Origin of the sequence: Flavobacterium sp. SLB02, assembly GCF_009664855.1 — a bacterium.
Taxonomy (GTDB): domain Bacteria; phylum Bacteroidota; class Bacteroidia; order Flavobacteriales; family Flavobacteriaceae; genus Flavobacterium.
This window is the reverse complement of record NZ_CP045928.1, coordinates 5,813,428-5,826,206: the sequence shown is the minus strand read 5'-3', so window position 1 is coordinate 5,826,206 and position 12,779 is coordinate 5,813,428. Positions and strand designations below refer to the sequence as shown.

The 12,779-nt window shown below is 33.0% G+C and carries 7 protein-coding genes; all 7 read right to left on the bottom strand.

Going from position 1 to position 12,779, the window contains the following annotated elements:
• Positions 1–117: 117 nt before the first annotated feature.
• The 7 genes from GIY83_RS22265 to GIY83_RS22225 all read right to left on the bottom strand — a co-directional run bounded on the left by GIY83_RS22265 (position 118) and on the right by GIY83_RS22225 (position 12,778).
• Complete coding sequence (locus tag GIY83_RS22265) at positions 118–2,040, bottom strand: transglutaminase domain-containing protein (RefSeq protein WP_208683502.1); 1,923 nt, start codon at positions 2,038–2,040, stop codon at positions 118–120.
• Position 2,041: 1 nt separating this feature from the next.
• Positions 2,042–4,051, bottom strand: coding sequence for a DUF3857 domain-containing protein (locus GIY83_RS22260; protein ID WP_208683500.1), 2,010 nt, complete (start codon positions 4,049–4,051; stop codon positions 2,042–2,044).
• A gap of 19 nt (positions 4,052–4,070) precedes the next feature.
• On the bottom strand, positions 4,071–5,978 hold the full coding sequence (locus GIY83_RS22255) for a DUF3857 domain-containing protein (RefSeq protein WP_208683498.1): 1,908 nt from the start codon (positions 5,976–5,978) through the stop codon (positions 4,071–4,073).
• 64 nt (positions 5,979–6,042) lie between these two features.
• Entirely contained in the window at positions 6,043–6,495 is a 453-nt protein-coding gene (gene dtd, locus GIY83_RS22250) for a D-aminoacyl-tRNA deacylase (RefSeq protein WP_208683496.1), read from the bottom strand.
• Between the two features lie 190 nt (positions 6,496–6,685).
• Positions 6,686–7,663 (bottom strand): ribosome small subunit-dependent GTPase A, encoded by a 978-nt coding sequence (rsgA, locus tag GIY83_RS22245; RefSeq protein WP_208683493.1) that lies wholly within the window; start codon positions 7,661–7,663, stop codon positions 6,686–6,688.
• Between the two features lie 138 nt (positions 7,664–7,801).
• Positions 7,802–11,266 carry a VIT domain-containing protein gene (locus tag GIY83_RS25030; RefSeq protein ID WP_229029154.1) on the bottom strand — a complete coding sequence of 1,155 codons (3,465 nt, stop codon included), beginning with the start codon at positions 11,264–11,266 and terminating at the stop codon, positions 7,802–7,804.
• 429 nt (positions 11,267–11,695) lie between these two features.
• Positions 11,696–12,778 carry a bifunctional 3-deoxy-7-phosphoheptulonate synthase/chorismate mutase type II gene (locus GIY83_RS22225; RefSeq protein ID WP_029270594.1) on the bottom strand — a complete coding sequence of 361 codons (1,083 nt, stop codon included), beginning with the start codon at positions 12,776–12,778 and terminating at the stop codon, positions 11,696–11,698.
• Position 12,779: the final 1 nt, after the last annotated feature.

Here is a 12,779-nt window from a genome sequence, read left to right as displayed (position 1 = left end):
TCCTGATCATCTTCCGGAAAGATCTCTTAATCCATTGTATTGATCTGCTGCAAAAATACTATTGTTAATTTCTTTTGAACTACTTATTTAAATTTTGTTTTCTTCGTTGAAAATATTTTAAATCTTCTTTAGAACTATTTTTTCAGATTCTTTCGCAAGTATAATTTTGTAAAATTCTTTTAATCCTTCGTATTTTTCTATTGGAATTATAACTTCATTCATTTGATGAACAACTGTCATTTGTATTTGATTTTCGCTGAAAGAGCTATTAAATTTAAATATTCCAGAGCCATCTTCTGTACTTACAACAGTAGATTGAGGTAAATTTTCGACTGTATAATTGTCAGGAATTTTTATGCTTATGGTATATTTTTCCAGAAATGGAAATCCAAAATCTACCGGATATTCTCTTTTCTCCTGCTTGAACGGATTTTTTTCATTTAAAAAAAACAGCATCGGATTGAGATAAATTTTTTCTCCGATAATTTCTGAGAAATTCGAACCTGCAAATGAAAATGTTTCTGAAACAGGTAATAGAAGATCATTTTGGTTGGTTCTGCTATACTCGCTTAATTCGATCTTGTTATGGTCGTTTTCGAATTTATCTAAATAGGCTTCTTCTGTTTCATTAAAGACAGTGTTTCTAAAATTGAAAGCATTATAATTTGAATATTGTCTTCTGACTTTTCCTTTAATTTCGCCCTTTTCGATAATTTCATAACTCATTGAAACAATATGATCTGATACTTTTTGTGGCATTAAATCAATTTCTTCTGAGGTTCCGTTTTTGCGAATTAACCGTCCAATCCAATTTAAATCCCTCAGGGGTAAAATATTTACTGTAGAAAAAGGATCTGTTGCATCCAGCAAAACTCTTCCGCCTGGTGTTTCTACACTTGCAATTACATAATTAAAAGCATTTGTATTCGGAAAAAAAGCAATTCCGTTAGATCGTGTACTTATCAAAACAGGATTAGCTTCCAGACCTGCAGCGCGCAACATGGCTGTCAGAATAAAGTTAACGTCTGCACAATTACCGCTTTTTTCTTTGTAGGCTTTTCGAACACCTTTTTCCCATCCGTATCCACAAGTGTTATTCCATTTTACATTTGATTTTACGTAATCCAGAATTACCTTTATTTTATCATCCGGATTTATTTTATCTTTTAAGATCAATTTCAAATCGTCTTCAAAATAACTTTCTTTTCTTAATTCCGGACCAAAATTTTCGAAGTCATAAATTGTTTTGGCAACGGCTTCCCAATTAGAAGAAATCGTTTTATAAAGTTGCCCTGGTATGCTTATGGTTTCTAACTCATGCAAAACACCAGAACGATAATTGTTAATATTGTTTACAAAAACCTCTTCTTTTAATGGCGGCAAATCTTTAAGAATATAAGTCGTTTCCATTGCTGGATAACCATAGGTTTTAGCAATATCAGTAGTTACTTTTGGAGTAAAAAGACCTTTTATCATTCTCTTAAATTGAAATGAATTTGGAATTGTCGTTTTAAACTCAGTATAATTAACCGGAATATCTTCTTGAAAGTTCCAATCCTGAATATACAATGATCCTCCGTAGTTTTTAATCTGATATTCTATCACCGATCCTTCTTTTACATCTGGAAATGTGATTTTTTTAATCCAATAATTACTATTGATCTTATCCAGAAATTCTCCTTCCGGCTTTAATTTAGATTTTACAATTTTTCCGTCTATTAAATTATAGGTATATACATCGGTTATACTTATTTGATTTGCTTTTCCTGCCGGAGCACCAACCTGAATTGTAGCCCAATTATAACCCTCTTTTTTATAAATTTTGATTCTCTTTTTGACAATGTTTTCCTGATTGCCGTGATCTCCAATTGAAACGACTCCTTTCCTAAATAAAACAGAGGCTACCGCGCCTGAATCCTTTGGATGTATTTTTTCTTCGAGCTCTGCAATAGTTACTTTCCCTAATTCATAAGTTTGAGCTTTTATTTTAGATAATCCAAAAAACAAAAAAGCAACTATTACTAAGCTTTGAAACTTCATATTAGATTCTTTTTAAAACAATTTTTTCTGTTTGTTTTGCAATCATAGTTTTATAATATTCCTTTAGCATTTCGTACTTTTCAGTAGATACAATTGCCTCGTTAATTTGATGCTGAATAATTATTTGCAATGAGTTTCCTGCTGGAGCAATATTAAACCTAAAACTCCCTAAATTATCCTCCATATTAATAATCGCTGGCGCAGGTAAAACTTCTGTTGTAAAACCTTCAGGAATTTGAAGAGTTATGTTGTATTTGTCTGTAAAAGGAAATCCAAAATCGACCGGGTATTCTCTCACATCTTGCTTGAAAGGATTTTTTTCGTTTGTAAAAAACAACATAGGATTTACATAAATTTTCCCACCAATAACATCGCACAAATTATTTCCAGTAAATGAATATGTTTCCATTGTAGGCAACAATAATTCTTTTTCGTTTGTTCTTGAATAGTCGCTAATTTCTATTTTGTTATTACTATTCTCCAGTTTTTCTAAATACTCTTCTTCTTTAAATCCATTAATGTTTTTTCTTGTGATCATAGCATTATAATCGGTACATTGCCTTCTTGTTTTTCCTGTTACCTTTCCCTCTGGATCAATACTATAACTCATAAAAACAACGTCGTTTGATGATTTTTTAGGCATCAAATCCACCTCTTCAGAGGTTCCGTCTTTTCTAATCAATCGACCATACCAATTTAAAGCTCTAAGTGGTAAAATGTTAGGCGTTGAAAATTTATCAGAGGCATCTAATAAAATACTTCCGTTTGGAGTTTCAACCGCGGCAATAACATAATTAAAAGCAGTTCTGTTTGGGAAAATTGAGATTCCGTTAGAACGTGTACTTACCAAAACCGGATTTGCGGTTAAGCCTGCGTAACGCAACATAGCGGTTAGCATTAGATTGATATCAGCAATGTTTCCTGTTTTTTCTTTGTATGCTTTTTTAACACCATTATCACAGCTATATCCTAAATATTCATTCCATTTTACATTTGCTTTTACATGATCTAAAACCACCAATATTCTTTCTTCGCTTGTATTTTTCCCTTCTAATTTCTTTTTCAAATCCTCCTCAAAATATCCGGTCTTATTCAACTCAGAACCAATATCCTTATAAATTGTATGCACCACTGACTCCCAATCTACAGAATACATTTTCACCTCTGCCTGTGGAAATTTTGTTAGTGATAATTCATGCTGAATACTTGAGGTATAATTATCAATATTATTCACATAAGCTTCCTCTTTCATCGCCGGGAAATCTACAGCAAGATATGTAGTCTGCGTTTCTTTATAATCTACTTTACTTGTAGAAAATGTTGTTTTGGTATGTATATACTCACTATCTCTATCTTTATTTGTAAAAACAATAGATCTTTGATTTGTAACTTCAGTTTTCTTAGGAAAAGCATATCCCTTTTGTCTTGCATTAAAGACATAATATTCTGGAATATAAGTTGAAAACTCAGAATAATTCACCGGAATACTGGTTTGAAAATTCCACTCTCTAATCATCTGACCATTTGGGCTTTTTATCGTATAGCTAAATTCAATAACAGAACCTTCTTTGACATTAGGCATTGTTATTTTTTTCTGACCTCTAAATTTATCTACAACTTCATCAAAAACTCCTTCGCTCTTTAGTTTTGTCTTTTCAATTTTACCATCAACTAAATTATAAGTAACCGCATCAGAGAAATTTACTTTCTCTTTAAAATCAGGCTGGTTGTAATACCAAACATTTTGATTTGCCCAGTCGTAGCCCTCCTTTTTATAAATTTTAATTCTGGTCTCTACTTCTGCTACGGTCACAAAACCATTATTTACATCATATTCTATTCTGGTTCTTCCCTTTTTATACAAAATTGCGGCGACTGCCGATGAATCTTTGGGATGTACCTTTTGTTCTAATTCTGCAATGGATACTTTTCCTAATTTAAATTCCTGCCCTTTTACATTCGTAATAAACAGCAATAGAAGTGAAAGACTAAAAAGTTTGGTAATTTTCATTCGTTGGTTCTGGTTTTAATTAGTTTTTAGTTAAAATAATTTTGGCGTTATCGTTTCTTGAAACCTGCTCCATAAAAAGACGGTATTCATCGTATTCTTTATTAGAATATTTCCCTTTATTTAAAAACATAGAGCGTTTGTACATCAGTTTATTGTTTTCTTTTTTGATGATTTCGGTTTTGTATTCTCCAAATTTTCCTTTCAATTCAAAATTTGAAGGCAAAAATTCTATCGAAAAACCTGCTGGTAAATTAATTTCGATTTCATCTGTATCTAAATATCCACGCTGAATTTGAAATGGATTTTTTCTATTGCGGATTCTCTTTATATTCCCGGAAGTTTGATTGAAAGCGTCTACCGTAAAAATCATTTTATTAGCAGAAATTGACGCATAGTTTATTGCACTTACTTGTACATTTTCAGTAAATTGTACATTTTCTTTGTTATTGCTAAAAGTTATTTTTCCTAATTTCAAATTATTGATATTACTCCAATAGTCTTTATAATGAGATTCCTTTTCTGTTGGCTGTAATGTTTCGATTTTAGTTTTCGAACTGTATTGAGAACCTTCTGAAGTTATTATAATCGAGCCGAAAAAATTGCCGTTTTCGTCTATCGTATAAGTTCCTTTATCTATCTGGGTATTTCCAATATCTTCATACACTTTGGTTCTCACGATTTCTCCGCCTTCCGGTTTAATAATCAAAACATCACGATCATCTGTAAAAGTTCCCTGATATCCAAAAGGATCATCCTGACTTGTACATTCTAACCATGTATAATGATTTCCATTTGGAACAGCCAAAATCATGTGATTTCCCTGCATCGAAACAAAATCAGACTGAATATTTGATTTGTAGCGATCTCCATATAAAATAGTATTGTACGACGGAACATCTACAACCTGTAAAAGCGCCTTTGTATAATTAGATAATGCCTTACAATCTCCGTAACCTAAACGATCTACATCACTGGCAAGCATTGGTTTCCAACCACCAATACCTACAGCAATATTTACATATCTTGATTTTTTTTGTACATAATCGTAAATGATCTTTGCTTTTTTTATAGGATCTTTTTCATCTCCAACTAGTGCTTTTATTTTAGTTTTTGTTTCTTCAGGCAAAGTAGTTGTTCCTGTTAAGATTTTATCACCATACCATTTACCAAATGCTTCCCATGTTGTGGCAGTACCATCAACACCTTCTAAATGAAATTTTTCTAAGCCCATCATTACTTTCGGAAAAAGATCATCAGTAGACGGACTATAATCTTCTACTTTTCTGGCTAAAATATTAAGAGCAACATAACTTAGTTTTGTATCGGTATCAATAGTTTTCTTTATATTAAAGTCAGAAAAAGAAAACTCCTTCTTTTTAAATCCAAGATCATTTGGAAAAGAAACATTTAAAATACATTTCTCGACACTCAGATTATAATCACTTAAAAAATACCATCGGGGTGTAAAAGCAGTAGTTGAACTTTCGATTTCGCTGGCATAAACAACAGTAAAAGGATATGAAATTGGAGTATAATCTAAATAAAGTACACGGTTATCCGAAAAAAGAGTACTACCGCTGACTGCACTTTGATCCTTAAAATCTTTTCGTTTTATTTTTTTGATTTCTTTGCCCGATATATCATAAACAATTGCTTCGATACTTTTTACTCCTGTTGATTTATCATAGTGCTGATAAGCACCAATATCGCTAAGACCTTTTTCGTTTAATACCGTCACAACTCGCTGTACTTTGATATTCATGCTTCTCTGCGAAACAATAGCAATATCCATTTGATCCAAACGAACAACAGCATTGGCATTCTCTTTAAGACTATCAGAAATCGCTGTTACAGCATATTCGCTCTTTTGAGCTGAAAGAATAAGGGGAAATAAGAAAAAAAATAATCCCGAAAAAGTAAATTTCATTAGTAAGTAATTTCGCCAAATATATATTATTTTTAGAAATTTTTAACACTCGTCTAATGATTTTTTAATCTTTGTTTTTGCTGTCAATTAAAATCGTTACAGGCCCGTCATTTAAGAGACTAACCTTCATATCAGCACCGAAAATTCCGGTTTGCACTTTTTTATTGAATTCTATTTCTAAAGATTTTACGAAATTCTCATACATTGGAATCGCAAATTCGGATTTTGCCGCTTTTATGTAAGACGGTCTGTTTCCTTTTTTTGTAGAAGCGTGAAGCGTAAACTGACTCACGACAATAATATCGCCGTTGATATCCTGAACCGAGCAGTTCATGACATCGTTTTCATCGCCAAAAATTCTCATTTTAATGATTTTCCCCACCAGCCAATCAATATCTTCCTGAGTATCCAGATCTTCAATTCCCACCAAAACCAATAAACCTTTTTGAATATCAGCTACTTTTTTTTCATCAACTGTAACTGATGCCTGGGAAACTCTTTGAAGAACAACTTTCATATGAATTGTGAATTATAAATTGTGAATTATTTAGCCACAGATTACACGGATTAAAGATTTTAAATTCTTAGCGTTAGATGCACTGCTGTGTATCTCTACATTCAAACTTTGTCGATAATTTTTGATTTGGAATTTGGACCCGAGCGTTAGCGAACAGGCGAAGCAATTTTAAGAAATTGGAATTTATTTTTTATTTCCTCAATTCATCACTCGCTTTACGATCTTCATCATACGAATCTGTACGATAATTTTCGTCGTCGCCTTCTAAGATCTTTAAGTAACTATTGTAACGTGACCAGGCGATCTCGTCTCTCTCTAAAGCAGCTTTTATAGCGCAATGAGGTTCTTCTTTATGCAGACAGTTATTGAATTTACACTGATCTTTTAATTTGAAAAATTCAGGGAAATAACCACTGATTTCTTCTTTCTCCATATCGACGATTCCGAAACCTTTAATTCCTGGAGTATCGATAATTTTGGCATTAAAAGATAAATCATACATTTCGGCAAAAGTAGTCGTGTGCTGACCTTGTTTACTGGCTTCTGAAATGGTTTTGGTTTTAAGATGTAAAGATGGCTCCATCGCATTTACCAAAGTCGATTTTCCAACACCTGAATGTCCTGAGAACATGCTTACCTTACCAATCATCATTTCTTTTAATTCCTCAACACCTTTCATTTCGGTAGAAGAAACACGAAGACATTTATACCCAATTTGCTGATACACGTATTGCATATACAATTGATCTTCTAGCGTTAGCTCATCAAAAGTATCTATTTTATTAAAAACCAAAATTGTTTCGATATTATAGGCTTCAGCAGTTACCAAAAAACGATCTATAAAGTTGAAAGTTGTGGGCGGATTATTTATCGTAATCAATAAGAATACACGATCAATATTCGACGCGATAATATGCATTTGATGTGATAAATTAACCGATTTACGAACGATATAATTCTTTCTTTCGTGAATATTAAAAATCGTTCCGGTCAAGGCATCAGAGGTTTCTTCGAGTTCATAATCGACAATATCACCTACAGCAATAGGATTGGTGCTCTTGATACCTTTCATCCTAAACTTCCCTTTCATACGGCATTCTATAAAATCGCCATTTTCAGATTTTACAGTGTACCAACTTCCTGTAGATTTATATACGAGTCCTGTCATTCTTTAATTTTAGGTTTTTGATTTTAGATTTTAGATTGCTCTTCGAACTAAAAAATAAAAGGCAAAATTACGTTTTTAGAATTGAACAACGCAACTTCGCCTTTTAAAATTAAAAAACTGACTCTAAAACTGACTCATTTACCAAACAATTTCGGCTAAAATTTCATTTTCTTTGATTTTTCCTAACTGAATTGTCTTTAAAGCTTTTGTAATCTTCCCTGCTCTTGTAGTATAAATTTCTACCATAACGCTTGCAGGACCACTTTCGGTTAACTCTCTTTCGCCAAAATAATTAGTTTTAACTTGATATTTTCCTTTAAGAGCATTTCGAATTAAATATTGTTCCGGCCCATAACCTTCTGTAAAATCTTTTGAGAATCTTGCTCCTGCTTCTGTTTCGGTATGACTGTAGTAACATTCTTCTCCATTTGGTTCAATAACATGTAAATCAAGATCGACATCCATTTGGTTCCAGCTCATAATTATTCTGATATCAACCGGCATTTTCTCCAAATATTTTTCATCAAGTTTACCTGTTTTCAAACCTTTGTGTTGGATTGTTAATCGATTAATATCCATTAAAATAATATCTTCTACACCTTCGTACTGCCCCCTCATTTCTCCGTAATAATTTACTTCCAGTGCTTTAATCAATTCATCAAAAGCATCCTGATACTTTCCTGCATCTTCCAGAGCCAATGCATAATCTCTTAGACTCTGTGGTTCGTGCGCTCTCCATTTAGCAATTTGTTTTGCTGTATATAATGCATCCTCATAAGATTTCCATTGACGTAAAGTATAGGTAAGCGTTTTATAAAGCTGATGATTTTCCAAACCTAAATCGGCAATATTACTAATTACCTGCAATGCTTTTTTAGTGTCTCCCTGATTGTAGAAAAAATGTGCTACATCAAAATAAAAACTCGGGTTTCTTTCCTGCGTTTTTCTTAATTCAAAATACAATTCGTACTGTTTATCTTTTGGTGCCGATGCTAAAGCTTTAAGATATAATCGATCCGGATTCCAGGTTTTAGGCTGATTTTCGATTACATTAGAATCGCTACTTTCTACAATCAAATCTTTTTTAGCATCTTCACTTAATAAAATTTCTTTATTTAAAGTTGTATCACCTTCTGTCGCTTGACTTATTTGAACTCCTGCAACTTTACCCGCAAGCGCCTGGGATACATTGGTGTTTTTAGAAATATTCTCAGACGAAATTGTTTGTACAGAATAAGAGACCTCAGCTTTTTTAACCGTTCCATAACCTACAACAGTCACTTCTTTTAACTCAGATTCTGCTTTTTTGTCTGAAGACTCTACAGCTGCCGAAGCTTCTTCCACTATATTCATTACAGGTCCTGAACCAACTGGCTCATCAACTGTCATCACAGCATCAGCATCGCCTTTAATACTTCTGGATGACGTTACAACAACAGATTCTAATTGTACTGAATTCTCTCGCAATACTACTGTAAACTTATTATTCATTCCTCTATTCAACTGATAAGAGTCAAAACCAATATAACTAAAGTTAAGCGTACTATTTTCGGCTGCTATAATTACAAATTTACCATCAAAATCAGTATAAACTCCTTCTCTTTCTCCTCTTAATGTTACAGTTACACCCGGCAAAGGTATTCCTTGCTGATCTAAAACAGTCCCTTCAACTTTACCCGCTGCAACATTTGTACTTCTGGTTGAAACTGGACTTGCACTTCTGCGTGAATTTCTGCTTAACGTATTATTAACTAATCTTCTATTTTTTTGAACTTTGGGCTTTGGCAACGGTTTTGGAATTGAATATTTGATATCTTTTTTCCACCAATTATTTAAACCTTCAAAATAACTTTCAATACTTTCCCAATTATTCTTTTGTTGCGCCAGATTATTAACGTTTTCCTGTTTTTTAATTCTGTCAAATTCAGCACGCAATTCGGCCGGCGCTATAATATCGTAAGAAATATAATCCCGAATATCTTCCAGAACAATCAACGAGGTATTCTTGGTTATAATGCCATATTTCTTTCCTAAAAGTTCAATTTCATCAGCATTTTTAGCATACTGAAAATCAAGATTGGCTATTTTTTTCTGCGCCCAAAGTTTTTCAACATTCACATCATTTGTATTTTGAACAGCAGCATCCAGCGTTATTTTTCGCTCTAAAACAGCTTCATTATTATAACCAAATAATAAGGTGACTTCATTTTTTGGATTCAAAGAAATTCCTGAAAAACTAAAACTTTCTGAAACCGAAGTCCCTTCAATAGGAAACAAATCGCTCACAGTATAGTTTTCTTTTATTCCTAAAAACTTCAAATTTGTATTTACCAATTTATCTAAAGCATTTTCTTGATTTACCTGATTTAAGTTGATAAAATTACCGCCTGTTTGCATTGATGAATAGTTCAAGAAAGAAAAATCAGCAGAAACGGATGAAGTAATAGTATAAAGAGGCTTTTTAGTTTTTGGCAAAACGTTGTCACTTAAAGACGAAAATCCGTCAGAAAAAAACAAATATTCGTCGTTATTCATAAAGTTTATTTGTGAAAAACGAGTTCCTCCATCGTATTTGGTATTTTCTAAAACAGCTTTTAATGCTCCCCAGTTTCCGTTGGTAATTACGTATTCATTTTGCTTTTCAAAACCATAATTTAAAAAATACAAAGTAACTTTTGTGTTTTTTATTTTCTGAAAATAAGCATCAAGCAAAGCCAATTCCTTTTTGAAATCTCGTGTTTTACAACTCAGTGAATTATCCCAAATTAAACCAATCGAAGCTGGATTTTTCTTGGCTATTTTATTTCCTTCGATAAAAGTATTTCCGTAAAAATAATGCTGTCCGCCAACATTCTGCATGATAACACTTGGCGTATTTTGTTGAATTGGAATTTTAAAAACTAATTTTTCAGAAGGCTGATAATTTTCTTTTTTGATGGAAGTCTGAAAAGATTGATTCCATTTTGAAAAAGCAATTTCATCACCGGAATTCTCGGCCACTGTTGGTGATGCTGCAGTTCCTAAAACCGAAACATTCATTTCAAAATTATCCAGTTTTTTAGGATAACGACTCACTAATTGATACGCCAGATTCTCTTTATCAAAAGCAGAAAGTTCTTCTTCGTAGCCAATGATTACAGTTCGTTCTCCGTTCGGCATCAACGGATAAATTCTGGTTCTGAAATTATTTCCGTCTACTTTCTCCAGTAATCCCGGGTCGACACGACGATGCTCGATCGCTTCAAAAACCTGTTTCCCTTTATTTTTATTTACCGGAACGGCTTCACGCATTTTACCATTAATATCAATAGCATATCTAGAAACCGAAACATTTTCGGGCAACGGAAAAATAAGTTCCGCCTCCATCTGGCGGGCTCCTGAATTAAAGAAATGCATTTCGGCAGTGGTGTAAGCAATATTTCCCACCACTTTTACATTCACAATTAGTTTATTCATTCTAACCTTTTCAGCTTCATCACCTTTTACTGTAAGTTCGGGGCTTTGTGCAAAGGATTTTGTTCCTAAAAACAATATCAAATAAAATAACATTTTCAAGTTTACTTGAAAAATTCCTGGCTGAGACAAACATAATTTTGATTTCATAACACGAGAGTTAAGGTTCTATAATTGTATAGAGAACATAAAATCTAAAAAGGTTGGAATGGGTTATAAAAAATTTAAACCATATAAGTTATATAAGAAAATATTAGCCTAAGATTAAAATTAAAAACCTTGTAAAATATAGCCCACGGGTTTCAACCGTGGGGACAAAGATTATAAATATGCAATGCGCTCACAAAAGATTGCGAACATGCATTGCGTCTCCACGGTTGAAACCGGGGGCTATGTTTATATATAAAATCCTGATTTACAACTTTTAAAAAAAATAAAAAATCTCCAACACTTTTTGTACAAAGTGCCGGAGATTCTTAAAAAAAAACAATCTATTTTTAAATAATGCTATAAGAAAATTTTAAAAAAGTTTTAATAAAACTTAAATTAACTTATATCACTTATATGGTTTAGAAAAAATTATGCATTGAAAATTTTCTCCTGGTGACCAATACTTTCCTGGTGAATTGCTTTGAACATTCTTAAAACGAACTCTTCAGTAAGACCTTTTTTCTCACCTTCAAGAATCATTTTTCCTAAGATTTCGTTCCAACGGTTGTTTTGAAGAATTGCTACGTTTGCATCTTTTTTCACCTGACCAATTTCGTCAGCTACTTTCATACGTTTTCCTAATAACTCTAATAAATTAGCATCAAGAACGTCTATATTAGCTCTTAGTTTAGTCATTTTTGAACTGTACTCATCTGTAGTATCATCTGTTTTTCTAATCGTCAAATCTTTAATGATTTGTTTCAAAGCATCAGGAGTAACTTGTTGAGCAGCATCAGACCAAGCGTTGTCCGGATCGTAGTGCGTTTCGATAATCATACCATCGTAATTCAAATCTAAAGCCTCTTGTGTTACTTCGAAAATCATTTTACGATCTCCTGTAATGTGAGATGGATCGATAATTAATGGTAAATCAGGGAATTTATTTTGCAATTCGATAGCAATTTGCCATTCCGGGATATTTCTGTATTTTGTTTTCTCGTAAGTAGAGAAACCTCTGTGAATAACTCCTAATTTCTCGATTCCAGCCATGTGTAAACGCTCAACACCACCTAACCATAAAGCTAAATCAGGGTTTACAGGGTTTTTAACCAAAACGATTTTATCAGTTCCTTTCAACGTATCAGCAATTTCCTGAACTGCGAAAGGGTTTGCAGTTGTACGGGCACCAACCCATAAAACGTCGATATCATGTTCTAAAGCCAGTTTACAATGCGCTGCAGTTGCAACTTCAGTACCCATTAATAAACCTGTTTCAGCTTTTGCTTTTTGTAACCATTTCAAACCAATTTCTCCAACACCTTCAAATCCTCCCGGACGCGTTCTTGGTTTCCAGATCCCTGCTCTGAATACACTAACTTTTGAATCTTTCAATTCGTGAGCAATTTTCAATACCTGATCTTCTGTTTCTGCACTACATGGTCCTGCTATCACAAGTGGGTGATTTAAATTGAAATCTTCTAACCACTTTCTCATTTCTTTCTTATTTTCCATC